Source organism: Nostoc sp. FACHB-152 (genome assembly GCF_014697475.1).
Taxonomy (GTDB): Bacteria; Cyanobacteriota; Cyanobacteriia; order Cyanobacteriales; family Nostocaceae; genus Nostoc_B.
Genome location: NZ_JACJRV010000057.1, coordinates 1 through 16652 on the forward strand (window position 1 = coordinate 1; position 16652 = coordinate 16652).

Below are 16652 nucleotides of genomic sequence, written 5' to 3' on the forward strand. Positions count from 1 at the left end.
TATTGACATTAAGTCCTAATAAGCGTCCTTTCTACCAACAAGGTCAAAGAGCTATGAGACTTATTCTGTCTGCATTCTAGCCCTTTTTGTAGCCCCTTAAGGTCTCAGAGATGCTGTCAATTCTCGATTAATTTTGGCTAAGGCTTGCACAGGTGAATTTTCACCCATTTCATCTACACCATCTAACAGTAGCCAAACTCCCCCTTTAGCAAAACACTCAATTAATTGACGTTCAATTTCTGGCGTGACGACAACATCAGATTTAACTAATCTCATCGCGTCAGTCAGCCATTGCTTGAGTAAATATTCCTCAATGGTTCTTCCCTGTAAGTTGGCGAGAGAAATACAAATAGGTAAATCTTGAGTTTTGTTCTTAATAAAAGAAGCAATTGTACTCAATAAAGTGGTCTTACCTGCTCCCGGTTCACCGATGATGGCAATATGTTTATTATTTCCGCTTGGCTGTTGTGTAATTACTTCTTGCAAAAATACGTCATGTTCATAGGTTTTGACTATAACTTCTTGAGTTAATTCATAGACTTGCGCCCTGTCTTGACGTTCATCTAGCTGTCGGCGTTGCTGCTGTTTGCGTTCTACCAACCCCAAAGGAACATAAACGTTAACTTCAAAACCTTGTTCTGTCGCTTTGCGTCTGAGTCTTGCTGCTTCTTGCTGATTTTGTAGTATGGCGTTGCAAACTTCACGCCAGTCAATGCTGTCATTTATGGCTTCTGTACGCTGAGAACTTGCGGAAGAATTTTTCTTGATATTCTTGGGATGTTCTTCCCACTTTTGCTTAATTACTGCTAAATTCTCTTCTTTTGTTGCTGTCTGGTGCTTCAGGATCAGCGTAAATTTCCAATAACCTTTACTTTTTCCAGTCTGGTTGGGATCTTCTTGCAAAACTCCCAATTCTCTGAGACTGTCGAGGACATATTGCACTTCCTGCAATTCTTTATCTTGCTGACTACTACCAGATTCTGTTTGACGTTGAGGGAGTTTTAAATTTTTAACTAACTTTAGTAAATGTTCTTTTTTTGTGCCTACTTCAACGGTGCGGCTGATTTTTGCTCTTGTTTGTTTAGTTTCGTATCCTGTGACTCTGAGTTTCTCACTATCCCACTGAACATAAAGCTGGGGCTTTGGTTGTAATTTGTCCGATTGCTGTTCTGATAGTTGCAGCAAAGCTCCCACCAAATTTAGCACATTGTCTAAAAGCGATTCATCCCAGCGAATATTTCTTGGCATTCGTTAAATATAAACACTATATTAAGAAATTTGTTTTGCCCAAACAAACACGCTTCCCTAAGCCGCAAACCTTTGTGATGCAAGCATTATATATTATGCTTGGGGAACGTGTCTGGGGAAATACCCAAAAAAACAATTCACCTTGTAACCACAAACAAGGTGAATGCAATGTCTACTAAAAAAACTAACTTCAGCTTGAGCCGTAAAATTATTGCTTTGTTACTAGTTCTGCAAACTCTATTTTTAGGTGTCCAAGCTAAAAACCGCATTCAGCAAGGCGACTCAGCTATTGAAGTGATGATTTGGCTGATTAATCAATATATTCCTGTGCTGCAACAAGCTAAAGGTTTAAATGATGAGGAATGAAAGGGTGATAAGTAACCCTGTGTGAAACTTTCTCTCAAACCTAACCCCCAACCCCTTCCCTACAAGGGAAGGGGAGCAAGGGTCAAAAGTCAATTGTACAGAATGAAACTTTACCAATGCGGGTAAAATGGGGTGCGATCGCCATAAATCATCAAGGGTATACCTTACCTGTATTTCTCCACAGATTCCACAGCAACATTGAGTTGTTGAGCAATATCTTCTACACTCATCTCAATTTTCAGTAACAGTGGGACGATAAGTGGCAACAGTTCAGCTTCCCGTTCTTTTCGACCTTCTTCTAGACCTTGTTTTCGAGCTTCTTCTAGACCCTGAGCTTTTGCTTCCTGATAAAACCTTGTTTGCTCTAAAGTTATTCCTAGCATAGTTTCTACTTTCTCTACTCAAAGACGACAACTTGTAAACAGCACGCATTTGTTATGGTGAGCAAAACTTTCGCGTCTGTGGTAGGATTTTCTACCTGTATTTCTCCACAGTTTCCACAGCAACATTAAATTGTTGAGCAATCTGTTCTACACTCATCCCACTTTTCAGTAACAGTGGTACAGCAACTTTCAAAATTTCACCTCGACCTTGTTCTAGACCTTGTTCTAAACCTTCTTCTTTGGCTTCCTGATATACTCTTGTTTCCTCTAAAGTTATTCCTAGCATAGCTTCTACTTCCTCTCGACTCAAAGACGAAAACTTGTAAACAGCAATTGTCGTAATAATTTCAATGATTTCGTTTTTCGGCAGTGTGCCTGTTTCTTCTAATTTTACCCGTTGAATTAGTTGCTTGGCTTGCTCTGCCATTGTTTCAGAGGATGCAATTGTTAACTGCATTAAGTTGATACCTATTGGCAGAGTATCAGAAGTACCTAACTCATCTAAATAAATGCGTTGCACTTGGTCGCTATTTAAAAATATGCGATGAGTTCTTTGATCGTTTGGTTCTAAAGAGCGTGATGGAAATATTACCACACAGTGCCAATCATCGTATTGAGATTGATTTCGGTTCAAATACATCAATGATTCAGTAAAAAACCGATGATAAAGACCCTCATCTTTCTGAAATTGCACTTCAGCAAAAAAGATGACTTTGGGTGTTGCATTTTCTGGTGGTAAGAAAACACCATCAATCCGAAAAGCAGTTTCTTTCACCTCCACTGACTCGAATCGATAGTTTTGCGCCTGTGCAGGACGGTTATCAACGAGTTCAAATATTAACGCAGGAAATCGCTTGAAAATTTGGTAATAAATAGAGTCACGTTTCACAAAAATATCAAAATATTTTGATTATGCAGGATTAATTTTATCAGTCTTTATCTGCATATCTAACAACAAAGCGATCGCTCTAGAATTAAAGTATAAAATCTGCGTCAAGAATCTGAGCTACAGAAAAAGGTGATTCTTGTGGGAATAGTTCTGATGGAAGTCGATATTTTCTGATGGTATCATTTCTAGCATCTTTATAACAATCTAGAAATACATCCTCTAAAACAGATTTTAAACTGGGACTATCTTCTAGAAGATAAATTATTTGTCGTCTTTGCTCAACAATAGTATTACGCCATCCTCTGGCATTAGACTCTTTTTCTTCTGTCCAGTATTGCAGTTTTAATAAATGTTCAATTAAGATTATTAGACGATTTTTAAGTTCTTTCTTTTCACTTCGCCCTATACTATCAATTTCTTCAATTAAATTCGCAATATCTAATTTTTCCAGCTTACCTTCCTGCAAAAGTTTAACTGTAGTTTGTATCCATAAGTAAAAATCTTGTTCATATAATGTTTCGTTAGTCTCAGAGGTCAACATAACAATTTCTCCTGACTCAACAGAATATTGATGACATTATACAGTGAATAAATATTAGCTATTTCATGCTATACCCTAAAACATGATAGCGATCGCACTTTCCCTAATTCTCAAAAGTGCGATCGCTATCATTTATAGATGTTTTAAAAGTCCTCTTATGAGTAGCAAAAAGTTTTAGTAGTGATTTCCTACTTTGCGATGATGCACGGCTGTCATTGCATCAGGATTAGAAACTCTTCCACCGTAGACGGTGCTGTATACCGCCCAGTGGTCGCCGCAGTCCATCCGGCTGACGACTTCGCATTCCATATATGCCAAAGCGTCGGCGAGGATGGGTGTACCATCTTCGGCGGGTTGAGTTCGCACACCGGCAAAACGGTCTGCACCAGGGGCGAACCGCTTCAAAAAGTGGCGCATCAGTGTTTGATAATTGCCTTCTTCTAAGACGTTTAACACAAAGCGATCGCCTACTTGCATTAATGATTCAATCGCCCGGTCTTTAGCGACTGCAATGGAGAATCCCAAGGGTTTAAAGCTGGCTTGTGCTACCCAAGAAGCTAACATCGCGCTGGAAACGTCGCCTTTTTTGGCAGTGATAATATACAGTCCGCCACTGAGTCTACCGAGGGCTTTATCTAAGTCTGCACCTAGAGATTTCATGGCTTTGATGCTGCGATCGCGTGTTAACCATTGCCCTAAGTCTGTGCCTGCTTCTTCACACTGCTTGTAAGTAATTTCGCTTGGGGTTTCGCTAAGTTGAATCACCGGGAATGCTACGTGCAGTCCCAACGCCCGGAATTTATTCAACAGGGGATAAGTCGGCTCATCATTACCACCACCAGTCTCAAAGATACCTATAGCTTGTTTCTCTTTGGCAGAGCCTAACACGGTGCTGAGTGCAGATTGAGCAATGTTATCACCAGCCGATGGAGGTACGCCAATTACTAATCCAGAACACCGCCCAACTAATTCGCGTATTTCTTGTAAGTCTGTTGCTGAACCCAAATCTACGATTTCTACAGCTACGCCAGTTTTGCTGATACCGTTTATTATTGCTTGGGCAAGGCGATCGCTATAACCATATTCCGAAACGTAAAATACACCAATGGTAGTTTCTGGTTTGCTTTGTGTTTGACTCCATTTGCGGTAACGCCCTGTTAGTTCGTCAACGTTGTGATAGAGTAACGGCCCGTGACCTGTAGCAATCATTTTAATAGCTGGCAATTCTCCCATGCGCTTTAAGGCAGATAGCACCGACCGCGCATTTGGCCCCATGAGGCATTCATAATAATATTTAAAATCAGCTTCTATAGTTTTTAAGTCTTCGTCAAAGGTTGCATCGGAGCAATAGTGCATTCCGAAAGCATCGCAGGTGAAAAGAATTTGGTCTTTATGGTCAAAGCTAAATATTGTGTCCGGCCAATGTAAGTTAGGGGCGATGACAAATTCTATCTCGTGACCATTGCCTAAATCTAAGCGATCGCCATTTTTCACAATCTGCCGCTTAAATGGCTGATGCACTAAATCTTCCAAAAATTGAATTGCCACTTTCGAGGCGACAACTGTAATTTCTGGAGCCATTTGTAACAAATCTTTTACCAAGCCGCTATGGTCAGGCTCAGTGTGGCTGACAATCAAATAATTGATATCTTGAGGATTTATCAGTCCTGTCAGGGTATCAAAATACAGCTTGCGAAATTTCTCATGGGAGGTATCAACTAAGGCAATCTGCTCACCGCGAATCAGAAATGAGTTGTAGGTTGTACCGTTTTGTAAACCGAACTCAATATCAAAGCGATCGCGATCCCAATCTAGAGAGCGAATTGCCGTCGTATCTTGAGCAATTTCTTCAGTCTGTATAGTCAGCCGTTTTTCCGCTTTTTCGGTGAGTGATACCATAACTCCCCTCCTTAATACAATGAGTATTTATTCCTCTTGTTTTATTTTGACACAGCTTAAATGTAAATTTTTATTAAAAAACCTATAGATAACTTAAAAAAAATCGAATTGTGAAACCGCGTATACAGAAACCTTGGCTAGCTTTAGAGATCGGCAATTCCCGACTGCATTGGGGGTTATTCGTAGACGAAACCCTTGAATTTACGTGGAATACAGACTATCTACCTGATTCAGTTATACAGCAGTTGGGTAACGGTCAAACTTTAGATGATTTCCCAGCAAAGATTTTTTCCCTTCCCAGTCCTCTTCCTCTGGTAATTGCTTCTGTTGTTCCTAGCCAAACAGCACTTTGGCAAACTTACCCCAATATTCAGGTGATTACCTTAGAGGATGTACCTTTGAAAAATACCTATCCCACATTAGGAATTGACCGTGCTTTAGCGTTGTGGGGTGCGGGTACAAAGTGGGGATTTCCGATGTTAGTAATTGATGCCGGAACCGCACTTACTTTTACAGGTGCAGATAATCAACAACGTTTAGTTGGTGGTGCAATTTTGCCAGGACTAGGTTTACAATTGGCAAGCTTGGGTCAAAAAACAAGTCAATTACCACAGTTAGAAACGCAAAATTTCTCATCATTATCACCGCGTTTTGCACTTAATACACCAGAAGCAATTCAAAGTGGTGTAATTTATACTTTGTTGGCAGGAATTAAAGATTTTATTACTGCATGGTGGAAATTATTTCCTGAGAGTAAAGTGGCAATTAAAGGAGGCGATCGCACTTTATTATTTAACTATATGCAAACTTTATATCCAGAAATTACAGCCTGTTTAATTTTTGAACCTAATTTAATTTTTTGGGGAATAGCAACAATTAATTATTATTTATAAATATTGCCTCAACTGGATGGCTCAACTAAATGAATATCAACCAAGGGAGTTAGTACCTCACCAGTCCAGAGATTTTCTAATATAAGTTGTAATTTTGTTTCTTCAATCCACCTAGAAAGATACTTTTCAGCACCAGGAGATTCACGATACCTGAAACGAAATTGATATGTACCTGGATAGAGTGGATAAAAACAATAAATATCCTCAGCAGGAAAAGGGATATATAAAACTAAATGGCGATCGCGCTTTTTTATGTGTTTCCGTTCCCAAAAAAGAAAAGCATCTCGATAGAGTGTAACTGCTCTTCCTGGTATTAATAATAAGAATTCAGATTCAAGTGGTTGATTTGATCGCGCACAGTTGATACGTGTAAGCATGAGTTGACCATCTGGTGCGATCATTTCAGGAAACATTGAGTAAAAATTCGTTGAAAAGTACAATGAGCCTTGCGTATTATTCGTAATACGAATCCCAAGCTCTACAGGACTAAAACAACCGCGCTTGGCTTCAGGAATGTTCAATACGCTTTGAGATACAAAAGTTTCAAACGTAACTTCATCCAATTTTCTATCTTTATGCACTTAAATCAGTTTAACTGCATTAATAAAATCCCTAACTTCTTCAGCCACAATTCCAGCACAATTAGAGGGTAAATCATTTTCAGCATGAGCTACCAATTTAAACTCAGCTTGCGGAATTAATTGTTGATAAGTTTGGCTTCTAAATAAAGCATCAGAGCTATCTTTTCCGCCTTGCAAAATCAATACTGGAGCTTCTATTAAATGCAGTTTATCTTGCAGTAACTCTGCTTCAATCTCTGGCTTCTGTCTTTGAAATAATAACTGACAAGCTGTTGGATATTGCAACCAAATGTGGCGTTGTGCTAAATCTTGCTCAATTTTCTCTTGCCAACCCAGCATTTTAGTCAAGGGTTTGAGGAATTTCAAAATCTTTACAAATAGTGGCGGAGTTTCCACTAATTTCCTCATTTGCTGCCAACGTTTTTCTTGTTGTTCTATCTTTACACCCTCTGGTGCTAACAACACTAAACCTTCTACTTGCTCTGGATATTTCAAAGCATAACTGGCTGCAATCCATCCGCCAACAGAATGTCCTACAAAATAGACTCTTTCCAATCTTAAAGCTTGCAGCAATTCAGCTATAGATTCTACTTGTAAATCTATCGAGTGATGAATTTTAGGCTTATCAGACTCACCAAAGCCTAATAAGTCTGGTGCAAAGCAATGAAAATCTTGAGCCAGTTTTTCTATTACGGATGACCATTGGCTGCTATCGTTCCAAGCACCATGTAACAAAATCACAGGGATGCCTTGACCAGCTTCACTCCAGAATAATAATCCTTGCGACAGCTTTCTGCGGGAGTTACGTAATAGCGTATCCATCTTATATATAAAAGTTACATCATAGCTGATTTTAGTTTTTATCTTAGATTTTGCAATTAAATCACCACGCTAAAATCTAAAATATTGTTACGCTAATGTCGTCAAACCGTTTAAGTAGTCTTTTAGCTGTCGGGAATGGTCGTGAGACATTGGCTCAGTCGGTAAATAACTGGGAGAGAAAGCTTGGATTTCCATTACTTCTAAAGTATCCTGAACTTCCATTTCCCCTTGTACTTCCGCTTCAACCACAACACAAATCGAATGAATTCTAGGATCACGATCTGGTGCAGAATAAACCCCTACTAAACGCTTAATTGCCACTAACTCCAGTCCAGTTTCCTCTACTAACTCTCGGCGGACTGTGGTCGGAATATCCTCTCCCCAATCTACCATCCCGCCTGGTAATGACCAAAGACCATTATCTCGCCGCCTAATTAACACAATTCGACCATCAGGTAATATGGGAATAATACTTGTACCAGTAATAGGATGACGGAAGATAATACCTAATACTGTTTGTCCATAGCGCCATAAACCGCGTGTAGATTGGACAATTGCCGCAAAAAAAGCAAGAATGTTCAAGCTGAAACTGTCTTTGTAGTGTTTTTTTATGTTTTGCACTCGCATTTACTCAATTACTTAATTCTTGAGAGTTGTTTTACACAAATATGCTTGTGCTTTAAAATTTTATTCTCATTTGTGTAACCTTAATATATATACTTTAACTTACATAAAATTCAACTTTTTTTCTGTTATTTGACCGTACAAAATTTCAGAATTTTAGGAAATAATCTGAAAGTCCTATTGACATGAATAAAATAACTAAGATATGATTGTATGCTGTTCAAAGAAAGTATCTAGATTGTTAAACTAGGGGAAAACCATATCATTAGCATCAGCATTAGTAGCTGATAATGCCTAAGAGATGCCTAGTTTATCTTTTTTTGTTGTTTATTAATGAGGTGAACATGGCTAAGCGCCGTAATCCCAAAAAAGAAAAGGCGCTACGGAACCAGGCATATGCCAGAAAGTTTCGTAAACGGACTACAACGGGAAGAATGCAAAGAAGGTTCCAACAAAGACCACCTAAGAATGAGGAAGATGAGGGCGCAGCAGCAATTGATGCTGAGTAAGCTGCCTGCTTAATTTCTAATTCTTTGAGTGATTATATTTTTAAGGGCGTACATCTGTACGCCCTTATTTTTGGAAGTATGAAGTGTAAAGTGTGAAAAAGTATAGTTGAGGAGATCAACAGATGAGCTTAGACAAAGCAAGGCTTTTAACGCTGTCACCTGTCAACTATCACCTATCACCTGTCACCTGTTCCCTAATTTGAGTGCGAGCAGCAATTAGTGCTTTGTTGACTTGGGCAAAACCTGTGCCACCAAAACTATTTCGGGCAGCGACAACTGTACGCGGTGCGATCGCATCATAAATATCTGCACTAAATGCAGGATGTATTTGTTGCCATTCGTCTAATGTCAAGTCCTTCAGAAGTTTACCCGCAGCAATGCTAGTTTTTACGACTTTACCCACGAGATTGTAAGCTTCCCGGAAGGGAACACCCCTAGCAGCGAGATAATCTGCTACATCGGTGGCATTAGAAAAGTCTTCTGCAACGGCTTCGCCTAATCGCTGGCTACGAAATTCTAATCCTTCGCGCAGCAAAATTGTCATTGCTTCTACACAAGCTTTGACTGTGCTAACACTATCAAATAAACCTTCTTTGTCTTCTTGCAAGTCTTTGTTATATGCCAAAGGCAAGCCTTTCATAATGACTAACATTGCCTGAAGATGACCAAAAACTCGCCCGGTTTTACCACGCACTAATTCTGGAACATCGGGGTTTTTCTTTTGGGGCATAATGCTAGAACCAGTAGCACAGCTATCTTTGAGTGTAATAAACCGAAATTCTTCCGATGCCCACAGAATAATTTCTTCAGAGAGACGGCTGAGGTGAACCATAATCAAACTAGCCGCACAGAGAAATTCGATCGCAAAATCGCGATCGCTCACTCCATCTAAGCTGTTAGCATAAACGCTATCAAAATTGAGCAATTGGGCAGTGTAATGGCGGTCAATGGGAAAGGTAGTTCCAGCCAAAGCACCACACCCCAAAGGAGAAATATTGACGCGGCGATAAACATCTCCCAAACGTTCCCAGTCGCGCTGTGTCATTTCAAAGTATGCCAAGAGGTGATGGGCTAAACTCAAGGGTTGGGCGCGTTGGAGATGGGTATAACCAGGGATGAGAGTTTCAATGTTTTGTTCAGCTATATCTAGTAATACCCCTTGGAACTCACGCAATTGCTGACGAATTTGCTGAATTTGGTCACGTAGATAAAGTCTAGTATCTGTACCAACTTGGTCGTTACGAGATCGCGCTGTATGCAATTTTTTGCCAACATCGCCGACAATTTCTGTCAGCCGACGTTCTACAGCAAAATGTACGTCTTCGGCATCAATTCCTGGTTGAAAATTTCCTTGGCGATATTCCTGGCGAATTTGTTCTAAACCTGTAACGAGTTGTTCGCCTTCTTCAGCAGAAATTATCCCCGTATGCGCCAACATTTTGGCATGAGCTTGAGAACCAGTCAGGTCGTATTCTATTAATTCTATATCAAAATTAATGCTGGCATTAAAACGAGCGATCGCCGGATGCAGGGCTGATTCAAATCGCTGGCTCCAAGTTTGTTGTTGCGTCATAAAACAAAGGGAATTGGGAAGTAGGCAAATACTCTAATCCCTACTACCAACCCCCCATCAGTGTCAACCGTAGCTAGATAGAGTGCGAAACATATAGCCAATCACTAAACCAATTAACAAAGCCCAAATCTGACCTGTCTGTATAAAGTGGTTCCAGGTTTTTTGTATCTGTCCCATCAAATTTGGGTCACGAATTTCTTGTGCTAGTAGGATCACATTGTCAGGTAAATGCCAAAACAACTGAAACGTTAAACCGTTGAGGTAGTTCATACCGAGTCCCCGATAAGTCCTTTATGTCATAACTCTATATGTCAGGTATGTCTAGTGTTTGGCTAAATAATTTAATGTGAGGTAGAGACTAGGGACTAGAGGCTAGATAAAAAATTTTCATCAAAGCGTTGTGGATGCCATCTGCCTCTAGGGATCTAGCTTGAAAAAGTGATAAGTAAAATATACTACTCTCTAACCCCTAGTCCCTAGCTTATAGCCTATAGCCTCTACCTCAACTTCTCAGCTGTCCGCAAAATTTGCCCTGCTAATACTGCTGCACCAAAACCGTTATCAATATTTACTACCCCGACCCCAGCAGCACAAGAATTAAGCATTGTCAATAAAGGTGCTAAACCGCCAAAACTCGCACCATAGCCAATACTAGTAGGAACAGCAATTACAGGACAATTGGCTAAACCAGCTACCACACTGGGTAAAGCACCTTCCATCCCAGCAACAACAATTAATACTGATGCTGATTCAATTAAGTGACGGTTACTCAGCAAGCGGTGAATTCCCGCTACACCTACATCCCAAAGCCGCAAGACGCGAAAACCTGAAAGTTCTGCGGTCACTGCGGCTTCTTCTGCTACAGGTAAGTCAGCAGTACCAGCCGAGAGAATACCAATCTCTCCAGGGAACTGAGGTTCGATAATTGGGGGAGTAATGGCGCAAATTCTGGCTAACTCGTAGTATTGCAAACCCCGGACTTTGGATTGCAAGATTCCATAAACGGATGGTTCGATGCGGGTAGCCATTACTACCGGGTTACGTTGACGCATCACCTCAATAATTCGCGCAATTTGTTCAGGGGTTTTACCTGGCCCCCAAATTACTTCTGGGAAACCAGTTCTGAGCGCGCGATGGTGGTCTATTTTGGCAAACTCATCTACAGATTCATAAGCTAAGTCTTTCAGTGAGTTTAAGGCAGTATCCAGGCTCACTTTACCATTAGCAACAGCTTCTAGAAGCGATCGCAAGTTTTGATCATTTGTCATTTGTCATTTGTCGCTTGTCATTAGTCATTGGGAGCCAGTTGGACGGGTTTCCCGGCTTCGCTAACGCGGAACCCGCAGGGTAGCGACTGGCGTTAGCGACGCAGGAGCGTCACCCGAAGGGTCATTTGTCATTAGCTCATGTTTTGACTATGGACTGTTGACTCTTGACTATTCTGTGATTTTAATTTCATGAATATTCCAGAATGCACCACCAAGAGCAGAATATTCAATGCCTTCAAAGCGATTGCGTACTGCTGTCATGGATAATGGATTTACTAAATAAATAAAAGGCAAATTTTCCTGGGTAATTTGTTGTGTTTTTGCATAAATTTGTTTAACTTTCGCTTCATCAAATTCCTGAGTAGCTTGGATATAAAGTCTACCAATTTCTACTTCCCAAGGAGAAGCTTCCCAACCCTCAATAGGTTTTTGTCCAGGTTGAGATTTTTGATTAAACATATGCAAACCACCTTCAGGAGACCAAACATTAGCCCCATCATTTGGTTCTAAACCGCCTGTCAATCCGAGTAAAGATGCTTCCCAGTCTAAGGTATTAGAAAGCTTATCTGTATAGGTATTCCAGGCTATTGGTGTAAAATCAACTTGCATACCGATTTTAGCCAAATCTTGTTTAATTTGCGCCCCAATTGCTTCACGGATTTTATTACCAGAATTAGTCAGCAAAGTGAAGCGAACCCGATTACCTTTAGAATCTAATAATTGACCCTGAGGATTATATTTAAATCCAGATTTGATGAGCAATAGCTTGGCTTTTTCCGGATTGTAATTATAAGTTTTTAGCCCTTCTTCTGGTGAAAGATAATAGGGACTCTGCACTGTAACTGGTGAGTTTTGTGGTCTTCCCAAACCGCGAAATGTATTATTAATCATTGTTTGGCGGTCAATAGCATAAGCAACCGCTTGGCGAAATTCCACTGTATTAAACCAGCGTGATTTTATTGGATCTACTAGTGGTTTGCCATTCCTTTTACCTTTATTCAAGTTAAAAAAAACAAAGTTAGTACCCGTTCCCGGCTCATTACCATAAACTTTAAAATTTCCTTGTTTTTCTTGCACCTTGAGCAAAGAAAAGTACTCAGCTGTAACACCAACAGTATCTAACCCACCAGAACGAAATTGCAGCAAAGAAGTATCAGTATTTTCAACAATTTGCCAAACCAAACGTTCAATATAAGGCTGGGAATTACCTTGAGTATCTTTACGCCAATAATAAGGGTTACGCCGAAATACAACGCGCTCACTAGTATCATATCGCTCAAGTTTGTAAGGGCCATTGACGATAATTCCATCAGGAGGAGTATCAACACCCCACTTGCTTAAAAATATCGGTTTCCCTTCACTGTCTTTCTGTTTGACAGACTGTTGCAAGGCATGGGCAGGTAATATAGGAGTGCCTGTATTCAACAGAAAAGGTCTAAAAGGTTCTGGTAAAGTAAATTCTACCCGCCGTTCATCGAGTTTTCGGACAGTAGGTAATTTGCGACTTAATCCAATTCTAAAAGCATCTTTAACATCTGTAGGGACTGCTTCATTAAAATAAATATCGTTGTAGGTAAATACAACATCATCTGTTGTCAGTGGCTGCCCATCAGACCATTTCAACCCTTGACGTAGAGTAAAAGTGAACTTCAATTTGTCTTCAGAAATTTGCCAAGTTTCGGCTAATCTTGGTTCCACTTTTCCAGTGAGAGGATTTTGATCAACCAAGCCTTCATAAGTCAAACCAAAAATATTTGGTGATTCTTGACTAAGAGGGTAATTAAATGTTTTAGGATCGCTAAGAATACTAGTTACTAATTGCGGTACTTGTGCTGCAGAGGTTTTAAAGTTACTAGGGTTGCAAGCTGCAACGGTAACCCCTGTAAATGCAGATACAATAATAAGTATCCAAAGACGTTTTATTTTAGGTAAAATATCACTATAAAATGGCATATTTTTGGATGAAATAATATTGAAATTTAGGAAAAATAAATATCTAATTAACTGCTATTCTGGTCTTGCCATATTCAAAATTAGATTTCAATTAATTTAATCATCTGCGAGGAGTAAGACTACAGCATAAGCACAAATGCCTTCTTCTCTGCCTACTGGCCCTAGTTTTTCGTTAGTGGTAGCTTTGATACCAATTTGATTAGGTTTTAATTCTAAAACAGTCGCTAATTTATCTCGCATTTTTTCAATATGCGGTTTTAATTTTGGACGTTCTGCAACTACTACTGAATCAATATTGCCTATCTGCCAACCTTGCTCTTTAATTAGCTGATGCACTTGAGTTAAAAGGATTAAACTATCCGCACCTGCCCACTTAGGATCGCTGGGGGGAAAATAATGTCCAATATCACCTAAAGATAAAGCTCCCAGCATGGCATCCATGATGGCGTGAGTTAATACATCAGCGTCACTATGTCCTAGTAAACCAAGTTCGTGGGGAATTTGGATTCCACCTAAAATTAAAGCGCGATCGCTCACTAATCTGTGAATATCGTAGCCGTTACCAATTCTGATGTTAGTCATTTTTCCTTTGTCCTTGGTCATTGGTCAACAATTACTCTCCCCCTGCTCCCCTGCTCCCCTGCTCCTTCTCCTCTTGCCATTTTTCGAGCAAATCGGGACGGCGAGTGCCTGTGCGTTGAATTTGTTGTTCATATCGCCAGCGAGCGATCGCCGCATGGTTTCCTGACAGCAACACATCTGGCACTTTCCAGCCGCGAAAATTAGCGGGACGAGTATACTGGGGATAATCCAGCAATCCTTCTTCAAAACTTTCGGCTTTCAGGGACTCAACTTTGCCCACAGTTCCAGGTAGAAGGCGCACCACACCATTAATTAAAGCCATTGCGGGAATTTCCCCACCTGTGAGAATAAAATCTCCTAAAGAGACTTCTCGCGTGACTAAATGTTGCACTCGCTCATCTATCCCTTCATAATGTCCACAGATGACTACTAATTGGTCATAATTAGTCGCCAACTCTCGCAACAGTGGTTGGTTAATTGTTTGACCTTGAGGACTCATCAGAATGATCTCTCTGCGAGGTAAGCAAGGCAAGGACTCCACCGCGCCAAATATAGGTTCTGGCTTCATCAACATCCCCACCCCACCTCCGTAGGGTTCATCATCCACCTTTCGGTGTTTGTCAGTTGTGAAGTCTCTGGGATTCACCAAATTCACTTGGGCAATTTGTTTGGCTAAAGCTTTACCCAACAGCCCAGAACTAAGAACTGAGGTAAAACAATCAGGAAAAAGCGTAACTATATCAAAGCGCACAGTAATTCGTATTCGAGAACACTAATCTTAAAATTGAATGTCTACTAAACACAAGAAGCAAATGTAGGTTACAACTACAGATAAGCTTCATCAATAGTATCTAAAAGTCTCAGAACTATTGATTTTTAGTGGGAACTAAAGTTTTTCTAATTACTTAATTTATGTTTAAATATTGTCACAACTACATTTAAATTAATAATCTGACCAAAGTTAACAACTTTCAGGATGCATCGAGCCAGACTCAGCAACAGCGTGTTAAGGCCTGCTCACACCCAAGCCCAGAGGGGAAACTTATTTCCCACCCTTAATTAGGAACCCAATATCCTAAACTACATTCTGCCAGTCTGGAACCGTGGACAGATGAACAACAAGGCGCTGGCTTTGAGGAACGGCAAAGACGAAAACATGAATCTAAACACCTCATGTGCGTCAAGTGAGGAGCTAAAGTGGCACAAGCCGCCGCTGTCAACTTCCAAAAAGTGTCCTCTCAAGAAAACAAAATGCCAAAAGCATTAGGATACTGAACCTTGTTAAATTCACACGCCATTCGCCACAAGCCGGGGAAACCTTTTCGGCAGTCGCTCATAGAGGAAACCACCCCACTGAGGGAGTCGGGAAACCTGACAACAGTTGCTACCCTACCCTGCGGGAACCCTCTTCTCCTACGGAGACGCTAACGCGAACGAGGGAACAAGTTCCGCTTTAGCGAAGTCGGGAAACCCTTTCGGCAGTTCCTCCTGGGGGAAACCCCCAAGACCCGACTGCCTCACCACAGCACTGTCTCCCTAACGCAGTGGCTCCCCTACGAATCCGTCGCTGCCGACGCTCCTGCGTCGCTAACACCAAGGCGATGGCTCCTGAAGTTGTTGACAGGAGAAACATAATGCAGCAATTACAAGCTAAATCGCTGGAAATGAGGACACCCCAAGCAACTAAAACCGCTGTGATGGTCATCGGAGGCGCTGAAGATAAAGTTCATGGACGCGAAATCCTCAGAACTTTTTTTGGTCGTGCTGGTGCTAGTAATGCTTATATTACAATTGTTCCATCTGCCTCCCGCGAACCCGCTATTATCGGTGGTCGGTATATTCGCATTTTCGAGGAAATGGGTGCAGCAAAAGTTGAAATCTTAGACATTCGTGAGCGGGAACATTGTGAATCCTCCCAGATCAAGGCATCTCTAGAGGCGTGTAGCGGGATATTCCTCACGGGAGGAGACCAATTGCGCCTATGTGGCGTATTGGCAGACACACCAGCAATGGATATTATCCGTCAGAGGGTGAGAGCAGGAGAGCTGACCTTAGCAGGCACGAGTGCTGGCGCAGCAGTAATGGGGCATCATATGATTGCTGGTGGCGGTAGTGGTGAAACACCAAATCGCTCCCTAGTTGACATGGCGACCGGCTTGGGATTTATCCCGGAAGTGATTGTTGACCAACACTTCCATAACCGCAATCGTATGGGTCGCCTCATTAGCGCGATCGCAGCTCATCCAGATCGCCTGGGAATTGGTATCGATGAAGATACCTGTGCTGTATTTGAGCGTGATGGTTGGCTACAAGTTATGGGCAAAGGCAGTGTCACAATTGTTGATCCCACAGAACTTACCCATACCAACGAACCCCATGTTGGTGCTAATGAACCATTAACACTGCATAATTTACGCTTGCACATCCTCAGCTATGGCGATCGCTTCCACCTGTACCAACGGACTGTATTGCCTGCGGTACACCGGATCTCCAGCTGACGGAATAGAGTATCCGAGGTTAC

General features: G+C 41.1%; 19 protein-coding genes. 4 read left to right on the top strand and 15 right to left on the bottom strand.

The genetic code is table 11. From position 1 onward, the window contains the following. Window positions 1–96: 96 nt before the first annotated feature. On the bottom strand, window positions 97–1248 hold the full coding sequence (locus tag H6G76_RS26325; RefSeq protein ID WP_190707705.1) for an NACHT domain-containing protein: 1152 nt from the start codon (window positions 1246–1248) through the stop codon (window positions 97–99). A 168-nt stretch (window positions 1249–1416) separates the two neighbouring features. Between H6G76_RS26325 and H6G76_RS26330 the strand changes: the two genes are divergently transcribed. Next, on the top strand, window positions 1417–1614 hold the full coding sequence (locus H6G76_RS26330) for a hypothetical protein (RefSeq protein ID WP_190707709.1): 198 nt from the start codon (window positions 1417–1419) through the stop codon (window positions 1612–1614). A gap of 164 nt (window positions 1615–1778) precedes the next feature. Here H6G76_RS26330 and H6G76_RS26335 read toward each other — a convergent pair whose 3' ends face one another. The 4 genes from H6G76_RS26335 to H6G76_RS26350 form a co-directional block, all read right to left on the bottom strand. Next, window positions 1779–1997, bottom strand: a complete 219-nt coding sequence (locus tag H6G76_RS26335) for a hypothetical protein (protein WP_190707712.1) — start codon at window positions 1995–1997, stop codon at window positions 1779–1781. Window positions 1998–2088: 91 nt separating this feature from the next. Beyond that, a complete protein-coding gene (locus H6G76_RS26340) occupies window positions 2089–2886 on the bottom strand; it encodes an Rpn family recombination-promoting nuclease/putative transposase (protein ID WP_190707715.1) in 798 nt (265 codons plus the stop codon). 85 nt (window positions 2887–2971) lie between these two features. Beyond that, window positions 2972–3427: a DUF29 domain-containing protein gene (locus H6G76_RS26345; RefSeq protein WP_190707718.1), complete on the bottom strand. Its 456-nt coding sequence runs from the start codon at window positions 3425–3427 to the stop codon at window positions 2972–2974. 174 nt (window positions 3428–3601) lie between these two features. Continuing rightward, a complete protein-coding gene (locus H6G76_RS26350; protein WP_190707720.1) occupies window positions 3602–5326 on the bottom strand; it encodes a diflavin flavoprotein in 1725 nt (574 codons plus the stop codon). Between the two features lie 110 nt (window positions 5327–5436). Between H6G76_RS26350 and H6G76_RS26355 the strand changes: the two genes are divergently transcribed. Then, window positions 5437–6219 carry a pantothenate kinase gene (locus H6G76_RS26355; RefSeq protein ID WP_313934836.1) on the top strand — a complete coding sequence of 261 codons (783 nt, stop codon included), beginning with the start codon at window positions 5437–5439 and terminating at the stop codon, window positions 6217–6219. Window positions 6220–6227: 8 nt separating this feature from the next. Here the strand turns inward: H6G76_RS26355 and H6G76_RS26360 are convergent, their stop codons facing one another. The 3 genes from H6G76_RS26360 to H6G76_RS26370 all read right to left on the bottom strand — a co-directional run bounded on the left by H6G76_RS26360 (window position 6228) and on the right by H6G76_RS26370 (window position 8204). After that, window positions 6228–6782 (bottom strand): hypothetical protein, encoded by a 555-nt coding sequence (locus H6G76_RS26360; RefSeq protein WP_199337539.1) that lies wholly within the window; start codon window positions 6780–6782, stop codon window positions 6228–6230. A gap of 18 nt (window positions 6783–6800) precedes the next feature. After that, the gene (locus H6G76_RS26365) at window positions 6801–7622 is read right to left on the bottom strand and encodes an alpha/beta fold hydrolase (protein ID WP_190707724.1); all 822 of its coding nucleotides are present in this window, start codon (window positions 7620–7622) and stop codon (window positions 6801–6803) included. 87 nt (window positions 7623–7709) lie between these two features. After that, window positions 7710–8204, bottom strand: coding sequence for an NUDIX hydrolase (locus tag H6G76_RS26370; RefSeq protein WP_190707828.1), 495 nt, complete (start codon window positions 8202–8204; stop codon window positions 7710–7712). A gap of 386 nt (window positions 8205–8590) precedes the next feature. Between H6G76_RS26370 and H6G76_RS26375 the strand changes: the two genes are divergently transcribed. Next, on the top strand, window positions 8591–8755 hold the full coding sequence (locus tag H6G76_RS26375) for a hypothetical protein (RefSeq protein WP_179048417.1): 165 nt from the start codon (window positions 8591–8593) through the stop codon (window positions 8753–8755). Between the two features lie 169 nt (window positions 8756–8924). Here H6G76_RS26375 and argH read toward each other — a convergent pair whose 3' ends face one another. The 7 genes from argH to H6G76_RS26410 form a co-directional block, all read right to left on the bottom strand. Beyond that, the gene (gene argH / locus H6G76_RS26380) at window positions 8925–10328 is read right to left on the bottom strand and encodes an argininosuccinate lyase (RefSeq protein WP_190707727.1); all 1404 of its coding nucleotides are present in this window, start codon (window positions 10326–10328) and stop codon (window positions 8925–8927) included. A 63-nt stretch (window positions 10329–10391) separates the two neighbouring features. Further along, window positions 10392–10598, bottom strand: coding sequence for a hypothetical protein (locus H6G76_RS26385; RefSeq protein ID WP_190707728.1), 207 nt, complete (start codon window positions 10596–10598; stop codon window positions 10392–10394). A 227-nt stretch (window positions 10599–10825) separates the two neighbouring features. Next, a complete protein-coding gene (gene larB / locus H6G76_RS26390; RefSeq protein WP_190707731.1) occupies window positions 10826–11596 on the bottom strand; it encodes a nickel pincer cofactor biosynthesis protein LarB in 771 nt (256 codons plus the stop codon). A 168-nt stretch (window positions 11597–11764) separates the two neighbouring features. After that, window positions 11765–13549: an ABC transporter substrate-binding protein gene (locus tag H6G76_RS26395; RefSeq protein WP_190707734.1), complete on the bottom strand. Its 1785-nt coding sequence runs from the start codon at window positions 13547–13549 to the stop codon at window positions 11765–11767. A 96-nt stretch (window positions 13550–13645) separates the two neighbouring features. Continuing rightward, entirely contained in the window at window positions 13646–14131 is a 486-nt protein-coding gene (gene ispF, locus H6G76_RS26400; RefSeq protein ID WP_190707736.1) for a 2-C-methyl-D-erythritol 2,4-cyclodiphosphate synthase, read from the bottom strand. 31 nt (window positions 14132–14162) lie between these two features. Continuing rightward, window positions 14163–14882 carry a tRNA (guanosine(37)-N1)-methyltransferase TrmD gene (gene trmD / locus H6G76_RS26405; protein ID WP_190707739.1) on the bottom strand — a complete coding sequence of 240 codons (720 nt, stop codon included), beginning with the start codon at window positions 14880–14882 and terminating at the stop codon, window positions 14163–14165. Between the two features lie 702 nt (window positions 14883–15584). After that, entirely contained in the window at window positions 15585–15764 is a 180-nt protein-coding gene (locus tag H6G76_RS26410; protein WP_190707742.1) for a hypothetical protein, read from the bottom strand. Between the two features lies 1 nt (window position 15765). On the opposite strand from H6G76_RS26410, the gene H6G76_RS26415 reads away from it, so the two are divergent. Next, a complete protein-coding gene (locus H6G76_RS26415; protein ID WP_190707744.1) occupies window positions 15766–16629 on the top strand; it encodes a cyanophycinase in 864 nt (287 codons plus the stop codon). The last annotated feature ends 23 nt before the right edge of the window (window positions 16630–16652 follow it).